Source organism: Rahnella victoriana (assembly GCF_004330295.1).
GTDB lineage: Bacteria > Pseudomonadota > Gammaproteobacteria > Enterobacterales > Enterobacteriaceae > Rahnella > Rahnella victoriana.
In genome coordinates this window covers 54,812-73,089 of the sequence record NZ_SJOJ01000011.1, presented here as the reverse complement: position 1 = coordinate 73,089, position 18,278 = coordinate 54,812, and the positions used below count along the sequence as shown (strand labels likewise).

General features: G+C 52.2%; 15 protein-coding genes. 12 read left to right on the top strand and 3 right to left on the bottom strand.

Going from position 1 to position 18,278, the window contains the following annotated elements; translation table 11 throughout:
- Positions 1-218: 218 nt before the first annotated feature.
- The 7 genes from clpP (at position 219) to EYY67_RS11095 (ending at position 8,449) form a co-directional block, all read left to right on the top strand.
- Entirely contained in the window at positions 219-842 is a 624-nt protein-coding gene (clpP, locus tag EYY67_RS11125) for an ATP-dependent Clp endopeptidase proteolytic subunit ClpP (RefSeq protein ID WP_056771081.1), read from the top strand.
- 205 nt (positions 843-1,047) lie between these two features.
- Complete coding sequence (gene clpX, locus EYY67_RS11120) at positions 1,048-2,322, top strand: ATP-dependent protease ATP-binding subunit ClpX (RefSeq protein WP_095924953.1); 1,275 nt, start codon at positions 1,048-1,050, stop codon at positions 2,320-2,322.
- 191 nt (positions 2,323-2,513) lie between these two features.
- On the top strand, positions 2,514-4,868 hold the full coding sequence (gene lon, locus EYY67_RS11115; RefSeq protein ID WP_095924954.1) for an endopeptidase La: 2,355 nt from the start codon (positions 2,514-2,516) through the stop codon (positions 4,866-4,868).
- Positions 4,869-5,084: 216 nt separating this feature from the next.
- On the top strand, positions 5,085-5,360 hold the full coding sequence (gene hupB / locus EYY67_RS11110; protein WP_013576637.1) for a nucleoid-associated protein HU-beta: 276 nt from the start codon (positions 5,085-5,087) through the stop codon (positions 5,358-5,360).
- A gap of 165 nt (positions 5,361-5,525) precedes the next feature.
- Positions 5,526-7,406, top strand: a complete 1,881-nt coding sequence (gene ppiD / locus EYY67_RS11105) for a peptidylprolyl isomerase (RefSeq protein ID WP_095924955.1) — start codon at positions 5,526-5,528, stop codon at positions 7,404-7,406.
- 139 nt (positions 7,407-7,545) lie between these two features.
- Entirely contained in the window at positions 7,546-7,929 is a 384-nt protein-coding gene (locus EYY67_RS11100; protein ID WP_095924956.1) for a ComEA family DNA-binding protein, read from the top strand.
- 118 nt (positions 7,930-8,047) lie between these two features.
- Complete coding sequence (locus EYY67_RS11095; protein ID WP_013576634.1) at positions 8,048-8,449, top strand: YbgC/FadM family acyl-CoA thioesterase; 402 nt, start codon at positions 8,048-8,050, stop codon at positions 8,447-8,449.
- Between the two features lie 69 nt (positions 8,450-8,518).
- Here the strand turns inward: EYY67_RS11095 and queC are convergent, their stop codons facing one another.
- Complete coding sequence (gene queC / locus EYY67_RS11090) at positions 8,519-9,217, bottom strand: 7-cyano-7-deazaguanine synthase QueC (protein WP_095924957.1); 699 nt, start codon at positions 9,215-9,217, stop codon at positions 8,519-8,521.
- Positions 9,218-9,327: 110 nt separating this feature from the next.
- Positions 9,328-11,040 carry an SgrR family transcriptional regulator gene (locus EYY67_RS11085; protein WP_131693509.1) on the bottom strand — a complete coding sequence of 571 codons (1,713 nt, stop codon included), beginning with the start codon at positions 11,038-11,040 and terminating at the stop codon, positions 9,328-9,330.
- 191 nt (positions 11,041-11,231) lie between these two features.
- Here EYY67_RS11085 and cof point away from each other — a divergent pair, with 191 nt between their 5' ends.
- On the top strand, positions 11,232-12,050 hold the full coding sequence (gene cof, locus EYY67_RS11080) for an HMP-PP phosphatase (RefSeq protein WP_131693508.1): 819 nt from the start codon (positions 11,232-11,234) through the stop codon (positions 12,048-12,050).
- Between the two features lie 166 nt (positions 12,051-12,216).
- Here cof and EYY67_RS11075 read toward each other — a convergent pair whose 3' ends face one another.
- Positions 12,217-13,260: a PLP-dependent cysteine synthase family protein gene (locus EYY67_RS11075; protein WP_131693507.1), complete on the bottom strand. Its 1,044-nt coding sequence runs from the start codon at positions 13,258-13,260 to the stop codon at positions 12,217-12,219.
- Positions 13,261-13,380: 120 nt separating this feature from the next.
- On the opposite strand from EYY67_RS11075, the gene EYY67_RS11070 reads away from it, so the two are divergent.
- The 4 genes from EYY67_RS11070 to glnK all read left to right on the top strand — a co-directional run bounded on the left by EYY67_RS11070 (position 13,381) and on the right by glnK (position 18,218).
- Entirely contained in the window at positions 13,381-13,836 is a 456-nt protein-coding gene (locus tag EYY67_RS11070; RefSeq protein WP_095924961.1) for an Lrp/AsnC family transcriptional regulator, read from the top strand.
- 136 nt (positions 13,837-13,972) lie between these two features.
- The gene (locus EYY67_RS11065; RefSeq protein ID WP_131693506.1) at positions 13,973-15,745 is read left to right on the top strand and encodes a SmdA family multidrug ABC transporter permease/ATP-binding protein; all 1,773 of its coding nucleotides are present in this window, start codon (positions 13,973-13,975) and stop codon (positions 15,743-15,745) included.
- Entirely contained in the window at positions 15,705-17,537 is a 1,833-nt protein-coding gene (locus tag EYY67_RS11060) for a SmdB family multidrug efflux ABC transporter permease/ATP-binding protein (RefSeq protein ID WP_131693505.1), read from the top strand. The genes EYY67_RS11065 and EYY67_RS11060 overlap by 41 nt, the downstream gene beginning before the upstream one ends.
- A 342-nt stretch (positions 17,538-17,879) precedes the next feature.
- The gene (glnK, locus tag EYY67_RS11055) at positions 17,880-18,218 is read left to right on the top strand and encodes a P-II family nitrogen regulator (RefSeq protein WP_009639071.1); all 339 of its coding nucleotides are present in this window, start codon (positions 17,880-17,882) and stop codon (positions 18,216-18,218) included.
- Positions 18,219-18,278 lie beyond the last annotated feature (60 nt).

Genomic DNA, 18,278 nt, shown 5'->3' with positions numbered 1-18,278 from the left:
GAGTGTATGAAAAAGAAATATCCCTGCAGGCTTGAAAAAGGGGGCTAAATCCCCCAATTGATAAGAACGATCCCAGGTAAATTTGTAGTTAAAATCTGACTGATAAAGACCGTCAGGCGTGTAAATGGCGACTTGGCCGCTTGAGCATAGTCATGTGTGCCTATCTCAAGTAGAATCGGTTTTAAAGAGCGCCAAACAGAATCTATTAGGAGACGGTTATGTCATACAGTGGTGAAAGAGAGCAATTTGCACCAAACATGGCGTTGGTACCCATGGTGGTTGAGCAAACTTCACGGGGCGAGCGTTCATACGACATCTTCTCCCGTCTGCTTAAGGAACGTATCATCTTCCTGACCGGCCAGGTTGAAGACCATATGGCTAACCTGATTGTTGCCCAGATGCTGTTCCTGGAAGCAGAGAGCCCGGAAAAAGACATTTACCTGTACATCAACTCACCAGGTGGCGTGATCACTGCCGGGATGTCGATTTACGACACCATGCAGTTCATCAAACCGGATGTCAGCACCATTTGTATGGGGCAGGCATGTTCAATGGGGGCATTCCTGTTGACCGCTGGCGCAGAAGGCAAACGCTTCTGTCTGCCGAATTCACGGGTGATGATCCACCAGCCACTGGGTGGTTTCCAGGGTCAGGCGACGGATATTGAGATCCACGCCAAAGAAATCCTGAAAGTGAAATCTCGTATGAATGAGTTGATGGCGAAACATACGGGCAAAACTCTTGAAGAAATAGAGCGTGACACTGAGCGCGACCGTTTCCTGTCTGCTGATGAGGCTGTACAGTACGGTTTAGTGGACTCCGTATTTACCCATCGCGCCTGACGGCTTATTTCTGCCGGGCTGATGGTCTATAGTTATACTCATACGGACGTCTCAGAGGCAGAGCCTGGATCCTGATGGCTCTGCCAGCAATGAGTAATAACAGGAATGAACAGACATCAGCCAACCATGCGGCTGTTGTGTAATATGGTCGTGCCGTGGTGTTATTGTTACGCTGCGGGACTGATACTAGAGAAGAGGTTTACTGATGACAGATAAGCGCAAAGACGGTTCAGGAAAGCTGCTGTACTGCTCTTTTTGCGGCAAAAGCCAGCATGAAGTGCGTAAGCTGATTGCCGGGCCGTCAGTGTATATCTGCGATGAATGTGTCGACTTATGTAATGACATTATTCGCGAAGAGATCAAAGAAGTCGCGCCACACCGTGAACGCAGTGCCTTACCGACGCCGCATGAAATTCGTCAGCACCTTGACGATTATGTTATCGGTCAGGAACCGGCGAAGAAAGTGCTGGCCGTGGCGGTATACAACCACTACAAGCGCCTGCGTAATGGCGATACCAGCAACGGTATCGAATTAGGCAAGAGCAACATTCTGCTGATCGGGCCGACCGGTAGCGGTAAAACGCTGCTGGCTGAAACCCTGGCGCGTTTCCTGGATGTGCCCTTCACGATGGCCGATGCCACCACGCTGACCGAAGCCGGTTATGTGGGTGAAGACGTTGAAAACATCATTCAGAAACTGCTGCAGAAATGTGATTACGACGTTCAGAAAGCGCAACGCGGTATTGTTTATATTGATGAAATCGACAAGATTTCCCGCAAGTCTGACAACCCATCGATCACCCGTGATGTGTCCGGTGAAGGTGTCCAGCAGGCGCTGCTGAAACTGATTGAAGGCACCGTGGCTGCCGTTCCTCCGCAAGGTGGACGTAAGCACCCGCAGCAGGAATTCCTGCAGGTTGATACGTCGAAAATCCTGTTTATCTGTGGCGGCGCGTTTGCCGGTCTGGATAAAGTGATTGGTCAGCGTATCAACACGAATACCGGCATCGGTTTCGGTGCTGAAGTGAAAGGCAAAGAGCAGAAAGCGACGGAAGGTCAGTTACTTGCGCAAGCTGAGCCAGAAGATTTGATCAAGTTTGGTCTGATCCCTGAGTTCATCGGTCGTCTGCCAGTGGTCGCGACCCTGAGTGAACTGAACGAAGAAGCACTGATTCAAATTCTGAAAGAGCCGAAAAATGCCCTGACTAAGCAATATCAGGCATTGTTCAATCTGGAAGGCGTTGAACTGGAATTCCGTGATGAAGCGCTGACGGCGATCGCCAAAAAAGCCATGGTCCGTAAAACCGGTGCCCGTGGTCTGCGTTCGATCGTAGAAGCCGCATTGCTGGACACGATGTATGATCTGCCGTCTCTCGAAGATGTCGAGAAAGTGGTGATTGATGAATCCGTGATTGCGGGTCAGTCAGAACCTCTGATGATTTATGGCAAACCGGAAGCTCAACAGGCATCTGGCGAATAATTAGCCAATCTATCCAGAGAGTTAGCCACGAAATGGGGGATTTAGTCCCCCATTTTTTTTTCGCACATTCTTATCGTTGAATGTCAGACATTCATCCCCATATACTCAGTTAACGACTTGCTGAAACCCGTCTGACTCGTGTTTCACGAGATTTCCTTAACCTGGCGGAAGCTAAACTAAGAGAGAGCTCTATGAACCCTGAGCGTTCTGAACGCATAGAAATCCCCGTATTGCCTCTGCGCGATGTGGTGGTTTATCCGCACATGGTGATCCCGTTGTTTGTTGGCAGGGAAAAATCGATTCGGTGCCTCGAAGCCGCGATGGATCACGACAAAAAAATCATGCTGGTGGCGCAGAAAGAAGCCTCAACAGATGAGCCGGGCGTTAATGATCTCTTCTCCGTGGGTACGGTTGCCTCAATATTACAAATGCTGAAGCTCCCGGACGGCACGGTCAAAGTGCTGGTGGAAGGGTTACAACGCGCGCGCATTACGACACTTTCCGACAGTGGCGAGCATTTTGCTGCCCAGGCGGAATACCTTGAATCTCCGGCCGTGGATGAACGCGAGCAGGAAGTTCTGGTGCGTACGGCGATTAATCAGTTTGAAGGCTACATCAAACTGAACAAAAAAATCCCGCCGGAAGTGCTGACCTCCCTGAACAGCATTGAAGATGCTGCACGTCTGGCTGACACCATTGCCGCGCATATGCCATTGAAACTCGCTGACAAACAATCCGTGCTGGAAATGTTTGATATCACCGAGCGTCTGGAATATCTGATGGCGATGATGGAATCGGAAATCGACCTGTTACAGGTTGAGAAACGCATTCGTAATCGTGTCAAAAAACAGATGGAAAAAAGCCAGCGCGAGTACTATCTGAATGAGCAAATGAAAGCGATTCAGAAAGAACTGGGCGAGATGGACGATACGCCTGACGAACATGAGGCGCTGAAACGCAAAATCGAAGCGGCCAAAATGCCGAAAGATGCGCGTGAAAAAACCGAAGCTGAGCTGCAAAAGCTGAAAATGATGTCGCCGATGTCCGCCGAGGCCACGGTTGTTCGTGGTTATATCGACTGGATGCTTCAGGTGCCGTGGAATGCCCGCAGCAAAGTGAAAAAGGACCTGCGCAAAGCACAGGAAGTTCTGGATACCGACCATTACGGTCTGGAGCGTGTCAAAGACCGCATTCTGGAATACCTCGCCGTGCAGAGCCGCGTCAGCAAAATTAAAGGGCCAATCCTGTGTCTGGTCGGGCCTCCGGGTGTGGGTAAAACCTCACTGGGTCAGTCAATCGCACGGGCGACGGGCCGTCAGTATGTGCGTATGGCGCTGGGTGGCGTACGTGATGAAGCGGAAATCCGCGGTCACCGTCGTACCTACATCGGTTCCATGCCAGGCAAACTGATCCAGAAAATGGCCAAAGTCGGGGTGAAAAACCCGCTGTTCCTGCTCGATGAAATCGACAAGATGTCATCGGATATGCGCGGTGATCCGGCTTCTGCTCTGCTGGAAGTGCTGGATCCGGAACAGAACGTGGCGTTCAACGATCACTATCTGGAAGTCGATTACGATCTGTCAGATGTGATGTTTGTGGCGACCTCGAACTCGATGAACATCCCGGCGCCGTTGCTGGACCGTATGGAAGTGATCCGTCTTTCCGGTTATACCGAAGACGAAAAACTGAACATCGCCAAACAGCATCTGTTGCCGAAACAGCTTGAACGCAATGCGCTCAAGAAGAACGAACTGACCGTTGATGACAGCGCGATTATCGGCATTATCCGTTTCTATACCCGTGAAGCGGGTGTGCGTAGTTTAGAACGTGAGTTGTCTAAACTTTGCCGAAAAGCAGTCAAACAATTGCTGATGGATAAAGACATCAAGCACATTGAAATCAACGGCGACAACCTGAAAGATTTCCTCGGCGTGCAGAAGGTCGATTATGGCCGTGCCGATACCGAAAACCGTGTGGGCCAGGTCACTGGTCTGGCGTGGACCGAAGTGGGCGGTGAATTGCTGACCATCGAAACGGCCTGCGTACCGGGCAAAGGTAAGCTGACTTACACCGGATCGTTGGGTGAAGTGATGCAGGAATCCATTCAGGCTGCACTGACCGTGGTACGTTCACGTGCGGACAAACTGGGCATCAACCCTGACTTCTACGAAAAACGTGATATTCACGTTCACGTACCGGAAGGGGCAACGCCGAAAGATGGTCCGAGTGCGGGTATCGCCATGTGTACGGCGCTGGTGTCTTGTCTGACCGGTAACCCGGTGCGTGCTGATGTCGCGATGACCGGTGAAATCACGCTGCGTGGTCTGGTTCTGCCCATTGGTGGTCTGAAGGAAAAACTGCTGGCGGCCCATCGTGGTGGCATCAAAGTGGTTCTGATCCCGGACGACAACAAACGTGATCTGGAAGAGATTCCGGCAAACGTGCTGGCTGATCTGGAGATCCACCCGGTTAAACGCATTGATGATGTTTTGAACATCGCATTGCAAAATCCGGCTTACGGCGCGTTGCCGGTGGCGGCAAAATAGTGACTTCAGCTTACACAGTTGAATAAAACTCAGGCTGGCAGGTGAAATCTCACTTGCCAGCTTTTTTTTGTGCCGTTAAGTTAGTCAACGGTCAGAGGGTTTCAGGCTGCTTTCAGTCGCTTGCATCGCCCTGACAAGATTGATATAACAGCAGCGCGGTCACGTCCGTAGGGAAAATGCGCCGTGATGAACGAATTTTAAGAGGGGATGATAAGAGTGAATAAGTCACAATTGATCGACAAAATTGCTGCCGGTGCTGATATTTCTAAAGCCGCAGCGGGACGTGTTTTAGATGCTGTTCTTGCATCTGTCACTGACACCCTGAAAGCGGGGGATGAAGTAGCTCTGGTTGGTTTCGGTACTTTCTCCGTGCGTGAGCGTTCAGCACGTACCGGTCGTAACCCACAGACCGGCAAAGAAATCAGTATTGCAGCGGCTAAAGTACCTGGCTTCCGTGCAGGTAAAGCGCTGAAAGATGCCGTTAACGGTTAATTACCCGCAGACTGACGTCGAAACTGTGTGACAGGCATCACTGATGCTTTCTCACTCAGGTCTGGTTGTTAAACAATAACCTGACGTCATCGGGCTGGTAAGGTAAGATACAAGGCGCATCGAAAACGGTGCGCTTTTTTTATTACAGCGGAGTGTTGCCACACTATGATGGACAATTTACGCGCGGCCGCCAATCACGTCGTGCTCAAAATCATTCTGGCCCTGATTATTCTGTCCTTTATTTTGACAGGGGTGGGCAACTACCTGATCGGCGGTTCAGGCGACTATGCAGCGAAAGTGAATGGTCAGGAAATAGGACGTGCTCAGCTGGAACAGGCAGTGCAAAACCAGCGCAGCCGGTTGCAGCAGCAGCTTGGAGATCAATTCTCTGCGCTGGCGGGCAGCGAAGGCTATATGCAGCAGTTACGCCAGGAATCCCTGAGCAACCTGATTGACGTCACTTTGCTGGATCAGTATTCCAAAAAATTAGGCATCACCGTCAGCGATCAGCAGATCAAAGACGCGATTTTTGCCACCCCTCAATTCCAGACTGATGGCCGTTTCGATAACACCAAATATCTGCAAAGTATCCAGGGTATGGGTTACACCGCCGATAATTTTGCGCAGTTAATGAAGCAGCAGCTAATCAGTCAGCAGCTTGAGCAAGCCTACGGCCAGTCTGATTTCGTTCTGCCAGTGGAAAGCAAATCACTGGGTGCGTTGATCCTGCAAAGCCGTGACGTGCAGACAGCCACGCTGGATACCGCAGCGTTAGCCGCTAAACAGCAGGTAACGGATGCTGAATTGCAGGCCTTCTACGACCAGAACAAAAACAGTTTCCTCACGCCTGAACAGGTGAAAGTCAGCTACATCGAAATGGATGCGGCGGCGATGCAGGGCAAAACTGAGGTGACTGATGCGGATATCAGCGCGTATTACGACCAGCATAAAAGCGAGTTCGGCCAGCCTGAACGCCGTCGCTACAGCGTGATCGTCCTGAAATCTCAGGCCGATGCTGACGCCGTGGTTGCCGAGCTGAAAAAAGGAACCGACTTTGCTGAACTGGCCAAAACCAAATCGACCGATACGCTGAGTGCGAAGCAGGGCGGTGATCTGGGCTGGATGGAACCTGAGACGACGTTGCCAGAATTCAAAAACGCTAATCTGACCACCAAAGGTCAGGTTTCCGGTGTGATTAAGTCTGACAGCGGTTTCTTCATCCTGCGTCTTGATGACGTGACGCCTGAGCAGGTCAAACCGTTAGCTGATGTTCGCAACGCGATCACTGACAAGCTTAAGCAAGAGAAGTCACTGGATGCGTACTACGCGTTGCAACAGAAAGTCAGCGAAGCCGCGACCAATGACAACGAATCTCTGGCAACTGCCGAAGACGTAGCCGGTACGAAAGCGGTGCACACTGACTGGTTCTCACAGAATCAAATCCCGGCAGCAATCAACTTTAAACCGGTTGTGCAGGCGATTTTTGAAGGGGGGCTGATTGGTCAGGAAGGTTCTCCGGGCAGCAACTCCGACATCATCACTGTGGATGGTGATCGTGCGTTTGTCGTTCGTGTGGATGCACATAAAGCCGAAGGCGTTAAACCTTTCGCTGACGTGAAGGATCAGGTGACGACGCTGGTGAAAAACCGCAAGGCACAGGATCAGGCGCGTATGGACGGTGAGAAATTGCTGACCGCGCTGAAAGAAGGTAAAGGCGACGAGGCCATGAAAGCCGCCGGTCTGACCTTTGGCGACGTGCAGAAAGTGCAACGCAGCCAGCAGCCTTCTGCATTCGAAGAAAACGTCTACGCACTGCCGCACCCGCAGAAAGATAAACCGGTGTATGGTCTGACTCAGGACGACAAAGGTAACAGTATGCTGGTCAAACTGAACGCCGTGACGCCGGGTGTCATTCCTGAAGCCGATGCCGCACGTTTCAATCAGGAGATGCAACAGACCTCCTCGAATGTGACCTTTGATGCGCTGCTGACCAACCTGCGTCAGGAAGCGAAAATCAAATACGGTTCTGCTGCACAAAACCAGTAAACGCCGCAAAGTTTTGCAACGCGTTGCAACAAACAAAAGGCCGCTTTCGCGGCCTTTTCCATATCTGAAAGTTGCCCATTGTTCGCTTTTTCTGCCTGATGCACTCTCTCCGTGCTGTCAAACACATGGAGGATACAGCATGAAAAAATTAGGCATTACTTCACTCTCACTGGCTCTCGCGCTGGGACTTTCTACTCTGCCGGTTATGTTGCAGGCGGCACCGAATGCGAGCAGTACCGTGGCAACCACGACGGCTGCGCCGGCGACAACGGCCAGCAAAGTGGCCGGTCCGCAAGTGAAAAAGGAACAGCCGGTGGCGACTGATGAAGGTACGGTCAGTGTTAATACCGCCACGGCCGAGGAATTTGCCCAAGTCATGAACGGCGTCGGCATGAAAAAGGCGCAGGCCATTGTCAGCTACCGTGAAGAACTGGGGCAATTTACCGACATCGAACAGCTGCGGGAAGTGCCGGGAATTGGCGCGGCACTGTTTGAACGTAACAAGGACCGTCTGAAATTGTGACGGATGTCGCGGCGGTGATCCCTTAACGGTTGCCGCCGTTTTCTTCTGCTAATCTCTAAAGACATCTGACCAGTTTGGTTGTATGCCTCAGACGATTATCAGGAGTTTTTTAACGATTATGCATACGTTCATTAAAGTTCGCGGTTTCCACATCGATGTATATCAGCACGTTAACAACGCGCGTTATCTGGAGTTTCTTGAAACAGCGCGCTGGGAATGGCTCGATAATCAGTCAGGTTTCCAGTGGATGAGCCAGAACAAGATTGCTTTCATTGTGGTGAATATCAATATCAATTACCGCAAGCCGGCCGTGCTGGGCGATGTGTTGCGCATCGACAGCAGCCTGCAACAGTTAAACGGGCGCAGCGGTGTGCTGGAACAGGTCGTTACCTGTGAAGGCGATGTGGTCGCCGATGCGACGCTGACGTTCGTGTGTATTGATTTGCGTACACAAAAAGCACTGCCGCTGGAGGGAGAATTGCTGGAGCGGTTACGCGAACTGGAACTGGAAAACGATTAATGTTTTCGCGCACAGAGAATAAAACGGGCGGAGTGTTAGCCGCCCGTCACTGACTTCAGAAGGGGTTAATCAGCGCAGTCCGGTTTTCTTCTTCAGGCTGGCCATTACGCCCGTTTTATCCTGTTGATACTGTTGCAGACCATTGGCGCGTAAATGACAGGCTGCACATTCGCCACAACCATCACCGGCAATGCCGTTGTAGCAGGTCAGCGTTTGATGACGAACCAAATCCAGTTGCTGGTAATAATCGGCCAGTGCCCAGGTCTCGGCTTTATTCAGCCACATGAGCGGCGTTTCGAAACGAACATCACGCGCCAGACCCAGTGAAACCGCCGTATTCAGCGCCTTGACGAATTCATCGCGACAATCCGGATAGCCGGAGAAATCTGTTTCACAGACACCGGTGATCACCGCTTCTGCCTGGATCTGATAAGCATAGATAGCCGCCAGTGTCAGGAACAGAATATTACGGCCGGGAACGAACGTGCTTGGCAGACCGCCATTATTTTCGTCGCCGAAATTAGGAACAGGAATGTTATCGCGGGTCAGGCTGCTGACCGCCAGTTCGTTTAGCAACCCGACATCCAGTACTTTATGGGCACGCGCGCCCAGTTTCACTGACAACGTTTGGGCGATGTCAATTTCTGCACGGTGGCGCTGACCATAATCGAAAGTGACACAGTGGACTTCGTCATACTGCTTCAGAGCCTGAATCAGACAGGTTGTTGAGTCTTGTCCGCCGCTAAAAACCACCACTGCTCTTTTCATTCTGATTACCTGTTGTGTAAAACCATTGACTGAAATCCACTGCGCTCAGGGCAGCAAAACTGCCCTAATGGTACTTTCCTTTATCGCCAGAGTGTAGTGAAACAGCTCCTTCAGGCACTTTCCGTTTGCAGGGGAGGAGGAACCCATGCCTGACAGAAATCAAACCAGCCCCAGGCAGTGAGTTGTACACCGCTGATGCGCGGCGGTGCGCTGACCTGATACTGATAGTTAAACAGAGGAGTGACGATGGCGGATTGCATCCACTGATAGAAATGTTCGCGCAGTTCGTCCGACCGGCGGTTCTCCTGCGGAATTTGCTGAATACGGGTCAGCCGTTTTTGCAGACGGGTATGCTCTTTTTCGCCCAGGATCCCCGGCCAGAGCGGATCCTGTTGCAGCCAGTTTTCCAGTGTGGCTTCCGGAGATTCACCAATCAGACGATCGCCAAGCAGCAGATCAGCGGACCCCAGCAATTCGCCGTCTTCCCAAAGGCGTCCGGCATGGTAAACCACCTCGAGTACGCAGCCTTCTTCTGCCAGTTTTTCCTGCAGCGCTTGTGCCACCAGTTCAAATTCAACCGGCGGATGAAACAGCAGTCTCAGTTTTTGTGGTAACGGAACATCAGCATCGTCATGTAAGGGGATCGGCCAGCCCGGCAGCATCTCCTTGCTGGCTTTCACCAGATCATGATCGATGGGTAAATTATCCAGCATGCCGCTGCGCTGGATTAAGCGGACAATTTTTTGCGCCTGAGAGGCGTTTAAAACACCGCGTTTCAGGTTGGCGGCGATATAGCAAAATCCCAGACTGGTGCTGCGTCTGACCGGCTTCACCCGCGATAATTCTTCCTGCTCACCCAGAATGATCCTCACCGGATGCTGGCAGCTGACGTTATTCTTCTGCGCAAACAGTTGCGGCGTGATCCAAAACTCAATGGCCGTCAGATAAGGATGCTGCAACGCGTACAGCGTGTGCTGTTCGAGCCTGACCAGTTCAGGGGAAAACGTCGTCAGCCGGAACGGCCCCGCGCCAATATGCGGATCATCAGGATGAGAAAGCAGACAATTGAGATCGGCAAAGCGGTGCGCCAGCCAGTAGTCTGGTTTATCAAGATCAAATTGCAGGCATAGCGCATGCGGCTGAGATATTTTGATCACTGACGCCAGATTGTGCTTAGCCCGCGGGAAATCCCGCAACTGTTGAAAACGGGTCATCAGTTGTGCTGTTTTCAAGGGTTCGCCGTTATGCCAGAACAGCTGACTGCGCAGAAAAAACTGCCAGGTTTTGCCGTTATTACTGATTTGCCAGTGATGAGCCAGATCCGGCTGAGGGGTCTGGTTCCCCGGAACAAAACGTGTCAGACCGGCATGAATGGTGTGCGCCAGATGCTGCTCGGCGCGGCCGGTCAGCGCCAGCGGATCCAATGACTGGAGCGGGCGGTAATAAGGGATGCGCAGCGTAGGGGCATCCTCCTGCCATTGCCCGCCAAGATGGGGAGAAAGCAGGGCATTCAGATGTGACGGATCCAACTGACTCAGCTGTAATGCGGCAGAGTGTTCCCCGTGGTTGAGCAAATCCTGCAGATAGGCGCCCCGTAATTCTTCCGGCGCTTTCAGGCAGCAAAGTGACGCACGTTTTCCCCGGCCAGCCTGCGACTGCCAGTCTATCCAGCCCGCATCCTGAAAATGAGACAGCAAGGTGCGGGTATGACGTTCACTGCAGCAGAAAATCTCCGCCAGTTCTGCCACGGTAAACTGCGCCGGAAGTTGTCCGGTTTTCAGGTAGAGACGCTGAAACTGATTGAGCCGGTTTTGCAGACGCACGGTAAATACGGAACCTCATTTTGCGGATGGATTAATCCGTTCAGCATATCTTACGTCTGGCGCGCTGGCTGAAGGTGAATCTGAAAGTGTGATCTAAAACCGGAACAGTATTCATAAACTGTTCACTATTAGTTCCGCAAATAGCAGTCCATACTTTGAACGTGAAAAACACCCCTGCTCAGAGAGAAAATATGTTCCGTTTAGCTGCATTTGATATGGATGGCACACTGCTTTTACCTGATCACACATTGGGCGAAAAAACGCTGGCGACGCTGAGACAGCTGGCGGAAAAGCCGGTGAAACTGACCTTTGCGACGGGCCGTCATTATCTCGAAATGAAAGATATTCTGGCGAATATCGGGCTGGATGGTTTTCTGATCACCGGTAACGGCACACGTATTCATGATTTGTCAGGCAACCGGCTGCATGCCAGTGATTTATCGGAAGATTGCGCGCATGAACTTCTGCATACCGTCTGGGATACGCCTGCAAGCCTGCATGTCTTCCGCGATGATGGCTGGTTCACCGCCCTCGACGACCCGGATTTGCTAATCCCGCATCAGTTCAGTGGCTTCCGCTATCAGTTGCAGGATCTGCGTTTATTGCCGGATTCGGGGAACAGCAAAGTTTGTTTCTGCGCTCCTCACGAAACCCTGCTGGCGCTGGTGCCTCAGCTTGAAGCGCACTTCGGCCCGCGGCTTGATTTGTGTTTTTCAGCGGCAGATTGTCTGGATGTTCAGCCCGCAGGCAGTAATAAAGGCAGCGCACTGGCGCTTCTAACCGCAGGTCTCGGGATAGAGATGGCCGAATGCATGGCATTCGGTGATGCGATGAATGACAAAGAAATGCTGGAAGGGGTCGGGATGGGGCTGATTATGGGCAACGCCTTACCGGCCTTAAAAGCCCAGTCGGCGCATCTACAAATTATCGGACATTGCCGCAATCAGGCTGTGTCTCACTTTTTGCAACACTGGCTGCACACTCCACACCTCACCTATTCCCCCGAATAAAAGGTATTGCAGCAAGCCGGGCCATTCTGTCCCGGCTTTTTTCCGTCATACTTCAAGCTGCTGATGCGCTGGCTGCGTTTGCTCACCCGAATCACTTAATCATGTAAGCTCATCGGGATTCACAAACTTGCCGCCTGCCTGCAACTCGAATTATTTTCGAAAAATATTAGTTAAGTCCTTCCAGTTGTGCAGCGTAACCCGAAATATCCCCGATATTGTTCGCCACCCAGGTGTCGTCAAAATAGGTATTCAGATACCGTTCGCCGCTGTCGCAAAGCAGGGTAACGATCGAACCAGTTTCGCCTTTCTCACGCATTTGTTTTGCCAGCTGTAACGCTCCCCACATATTGGTACCCGTGGAGCCGCCGACTTTGCGGCCCAGCACCTGCTCAAGCCAGCGAACGGTCGCGACACTGGCCGCATCAGGCACCTGCATCATGCTGTCGATGACGTCCGGGATAAATGAAGGTTCGGCGCGCGGACGGCCAATGCCCTCTATCCGGCTGCTGCACTGCGCGGTGACGCTGGCATTACGTTGCTGATAGTATTCGTAAAAGACCGAGTTTTCCGGATCTACCACCACCAGTTCAGTATCGTGCCCCAGATAGCGGATGTAACGTCCGAGTGTCGCAGAGGTTCCACCGGTACCGGCGCTCATCACCAGATAACGCGGTACAGGATGTGGCTCGCGAGACATCTGACGGAAAATACTGTCGGCAATATTGTTGTTTCCGCGCCAGTCGGTGGCACGCTCAGCATACGTAAACTGATCCATATAATGACCGTTTAGTTCTCTGGCGAGCTGTTCTGAAGCGGCATAGATTTGGCCGGAGTTTTCGACAAAATGACAGCGGCCGCCGTAAAACTCAATTTGCTGAATTTTGCGTGGCGCGGTGCAGGAAGGCATCACAGCAATAAAAGGCAGGCCAAGCAGACGTGCGAAATAGGCTTCAGAGATCGCGGTGCTGCCCGAAGAGGCTTCAATGATCGGCGTATTTTCGCGGATCCAGCCGTTACACAGGCCATATAAAAACAGTGAGCGCGCAAGACGGTGTTTCAGGCTGCCGGAAGGATGAGTGCTTTCATCCTTCAGATACAACGAAATCCCCGGGAAGTCGTTCAGCGCGAGACGAATCAAATGTGTATCGGCAGAACGTTGAAAATCAGCGTCGATTTCTTTAATCGCGTGGGTAACCCAGGCATTGCGCATGTTGCAGGCTCATGAAAGTGTTTTGATGAGAGTAAGAATAACGTAATCACCAGAGAAATAAGTTACTCTTTAGCCCATGAGATGCCGCTTTCGTAGCATTATTTTCTCCCGGAGTGCCTGATGGTAGATAAAACTGACCTCAAACTGTTATCCCTGCTGCAGCAAGACTGCACGCTGTCGCTCAATGAACTGGCCGAGGCTGTCAACCTCACCACCACGCCTTGCTGGAAACGCATTAAGCGTCTGGAAGATGACGGCATTATTTGCGGAAAGGTGGCATTACTTGATGGGGAAAAACTGGGGTTGAGCCTGACCGCATTCGTCCTGATTAAAACGCAACACCACAACAGCGAGTGGTATCAGCGATTTGTTCAGCAGGTCGAAGCCTTTCCGGAGGTGCTGGGTTTCTACCGGATGGCAGGGGAGTACGATTATTTGCTCCAGGTACAGGTCTCCGATATGAAAAGCTACGATAACTTTTACAAGCGACTTGTGAACGGCATTCCGGGACTGAACGATGTGACCTCCAGTTTTGCGATGGAACGCATTAAATCGACCACTGCATTGCCGATTTAATGCAAAAGTTGCAGTAAAAAGTTTCATCAGAAACGCCGGTTAAGTCTGGTATCCTTGTCATCCTGAAGAGTAAACGGGCCATTCAGATGCCCGTTTAACTCAATAAAATCATGAATTTTGGTATGGAAAACGCTGCGTGAGATTGTTTGCACAATTAGGCTGGTACTTCCGACGCGAATGGCGCCGGTATCTGGGTGCTGTAGCCTTACTGATCATTATCGCCGTTCTGCAATTGCTGCCCCCGAAACTGGTAGGCGTCATTATTGACGGCGTAACGTCAAAACAAATGTCTTACCGCGTGCTTTTTGCATGGCTCGGTCTGATGATCGGCACGGCCGTTGTCGTCTATCTGCTGCGTTACGTCTGGCGCGTGCTGTTATTCGGGGCGTCTTATCAGCTTGCGGTCGAACTGCGGCAGGATTTTTTCCGTCAGCTGAGCCGCCAGCATCCCGCTTTTTATCTGCGCCATCGTACCGGCGATTTGATCGCCCGTGCCACCAATGACGTGGATCGCGTGGTGTTTGCGGCCGGTGAGGGCGTGCTGACGCTGGTCGATTCTCTGGTTATGGGGCTGGCGGTACTGATCGTCATGGCAACGCAAATCAGCTGGGAACTGACCTTACTGTCACTGGTGCCGATGCCGGTGATGGCCATCATCATCAAGCGTTATGGCGACCAGTTGCATTCCCGCTTCAAAACCGCGCAGGCGGCGTTTTCGTCACTCAACGATCAGGCGCAGGAAAGCCTGACCAGCATCCGCATGATCAAAGCTTTTGGTCTGGAAAATCACCAGTCATCGCAATTTGCTGATGTGGCCGCAGATACCGGTGCGAAAAACATGCGGGTCGCCCGCGTTGATGCGCGTTTCGATCCGACAATTTATGTGTCCATCGGCATGGCAAACCTGTTGGCCATTGGCGGCGGTAGCTGGATGGCGGTCAACGGCCACCTGACCCTCGGTGAACTCACCAGTTTCGTGATGTACCTTGGCCTGATGATCTGGCCGATGCTGGCCCTTGCCTGGATGTTTAACATCGTGGAACGTGGCAGCGCGGCTTACAGTCGTATCCGCAGCCTGTTACAGGAAGCGCCGGCCGTCGCGGACGGCACCACACCACTACCGGCGGGGCGCGCGGTACTCGACGCGGATATCACCGGTTTCCATTATCCGGAGAACCGTCACGCAGCGTTAACCTCGGTTGCCTTTTCCCTGCAACCGGGGCAAATGCTGGGGTTATGCGGCCCGACGGGTTCCGGTAAAAGTACTTTGCTGGCTCTGCTGCAGCGCCAGTTTGATATGACCGAAGGCGAAGTGCGTTATCACGGGCTGTCCCTGAAAGAGATCCGCCTCGATGACTGGCGCGCCCGGCTGGCAGTGGTCAGCCAGACGCCGTTCCTGTTCTCTGACACCGTGGCGCAGAATATTGCGCTCGGAAGGCCGGAGGCCACGCAGGAAGAAATTGAAGAAGCGGCACGTCTTGCCAGTGTTCATGAAGACATTTTGCGTTTACCGCAGGGTTACGAAACGGAGGTCGGTGAGCGGGGCGTCATGCTTTCCGGCGGTCAGAAGCAACGTATTTCGATTGCGCGGGCGCTGTTGTTGAAAGCGGAAATCCTGATCCTGGATGATGCCTTATCCGCCGTCGATGGGCGTACTGAACACCAGATCCTGCATAACCTGCGCCAGTGGGGCAGTGACCGGACAGTGATCATCAGTGCGCATCGCCTGTCTGCCCTGACCGAAGCCAGTGAAATTCTGGTTTTCAGGCAGGGAAGTATTTCGCAGCGTGGCAATCATGACCAGCTTGCTGCGAAGCCGGGCTGGTACCGTGACATGTTCCGTTATCAGCAGTTAGAAGCCGCGCTGGATGATGTGCCGCAGGAAAAGGAGCCGGAACCTCGTGGCTGAACAGAAAACTAATAAAATTCAGAAGCTTTGGCCCACGCTGAAACGTCTTTTGAAATACGGAAAACCTTACAGCAGGCCATTATCTTTTGCGGTACTGATGCTATGGGTCGCAGCGGCTGCCGAAGTGACCGGGCCTATTCTGATCAGTTTCTTCATTGATCATTATGTCGCCAAAGGCGAAATGCCGTGGGGTAAAGTCAGCCTGCTCGCGCTGAGTTTTATCTTCCTGCAGTTTCTGGCGGCCAGTCTGCACTATTTTCAGGCGCTTTTGTTCAACCGTGCAGCGGTGGGCGTGGTCCAGCGTCTGCGTACGGATGTCATGGATGCGGCATTACGTCAGCCGTTAAGCGCCTTTGATACCCAGCCCGTCGGCCAGCTTATTTCCCGCGTGACCAACGACACGGAAGTGATCCGTGACTTGTATGTGACCGTGGTGTCGACGGTTTTGCGCAGCATTGCCCTGATCGGCGCGATGCTGGTGGCGATGTTCAGCCTTGACTGGCGGCTGGCGTCGGTCGCAATTTGCATCTTCCCGGCGGTGTTTGTCGTGATGGGGTTATATCAGATTTACAGTACGCCGGTGGTTCGCAAGGTGCGTGCGTATCTGGCGGATATTAATGATGGTTTCAACGAAGTCATCAACGGCATGAATGTAATTCAGCAATTCCGTCAGCAGAAACGGTTTGGTGAACGGCTTGCCCGCGCCAGTCAGTCTCATTATCTGGCGCGTATGCAAACGCTACGTCTGGAAGGCTTTCTGCTGCGTCCTTTGCTCAGCCTGTTTTCTTCGCTGATTCTCTGCGGGTTGTTGCTGTTGTTTGGATTCAGTGCTGAAGGGTCAGTCGGTGTCGGGGTGTTGTACGCTTTCATTAACTACCTTGGCAGGCTTAACGAACCGCTGATAGAACTGACATCGCAGCAGTCGATTATGCAACAGGCCGTTGTGGCGGGTGAGCGTATCTTTGACCTGATGGACAGAACCCAGCAGCAATACGGGCCGGATGACAAATTACTGACCAGCGGCGAGATTGATATTCGCGACGTCAGTTTTGCCTATCGCCCGGATAAATGGGTGCTGGAAAACATTTCCCTGCATGTCCCTTCGCGTGGATTTGTGGCACTGGTCGGGCACACCGGCAGTGGCAAAAGTACGCTGGCGAATCTGCTGATGGGCTATTACCCGCTCAATAAAGGCGAGATCAGGGTCGATGGTCGCAACCTCGCGGATCTGTCGCATACCAGTCTGCGAAAAGGGATTGCGATGGTTCAGCAGGATCCTGTTGTTCTTGCGGAGTCGGTATTCGCCAATGTGACCTTAGGCCGTGATATTGATGAGGCACAGGTCTGGCACGCGCTGGACATTGTGCAGCTTTCGCCGCTGGTACGAGAAATGCCGGAAGGGCTGAATACGCGACTCGGTGAGCAGGGCAATAATCTGTCTGTCGGGCAGAAGCAATTACTGGCGATGGCGCGCGTTTTGGTGCAGGCACCGGAAATTCTGATCCTTGACGAGGCAACGGCCAATATAGATTCGGGAACAGAGCAGGCGATCCAGCGTGCATTACGGGCAATTCGTCAGCAAACTACATTGGTGGTGATTGCTCACCGGTTATCGACGATTGTTGATGCGGATAATATTTTGGTATTGCACCGCGGGCAATCCGTGGAGCAGGGTAACCATCTGCAGTTGCTGGCAGAAAAAGGCCGGTATTATCAGATGTATCAGTTGCAACTTGCCGGACAGGAACTGGCTTCCGGCGGTCAGATTATATCTGCAACGGAAAATGCCTGACCACCCGCTGGCGTAGTGTCCACATTACGCCAGCCCTCTTTCAGCAGAAGTATTCTTTTCCCGCATTTACTCCCTCGCGCACCTTATTCATGCACCCCAAAGACGTCCTCCGATCTTATTGCACTAAAAAGCAGCGATAAGCACTTTAATGGTGCGTGTACTGCAACCCTGAATATGGCGCGGCAACTGTGCGCCGGGTCACGATTATTCTGAAAATGCCGTATTGCGCGGGAATGGCATGAATCTCTGTGGAATTTCAACTCTGGCACACCCTTTGCTTTAACCATTCGGTATCGGGCGCGAATCCTCTCGCGGCAAGCCCTTAATTCGAGGAGTGGCAAAATGAAGCTGGTTACTGTGGTGATCAAACCTTTTAAGCTGGAAGACGTGCGTGAAGCGCTGTCTGCTGTTGGAATTCAGGGGCTGACCGTAACGGAAGTTAAAGGTTTTGGCCGTCAGAAAGGTCACGCCGAACTTTACCGTGGCGCGGAATACAGCGTGAATTTTCTTCCAAAAGTAAAAATCGACATTGCTATCGCTGACGATCAGCTTGATGAAGTGATCGACGTGATCAGCAAAGCGGCCTACACCGGCAAGATCGGCGATGGCAAAATTTTCGTTGCTGAATTGCAACGTGTTATCCGTATTCGTACTGGTGAAACCGACGAAGCAGCACTGTAATTTCAGGCTTTTATCTCTCCAGCCATTCGGTTTGAGATAAATCAGATTAGAAAAAACAGT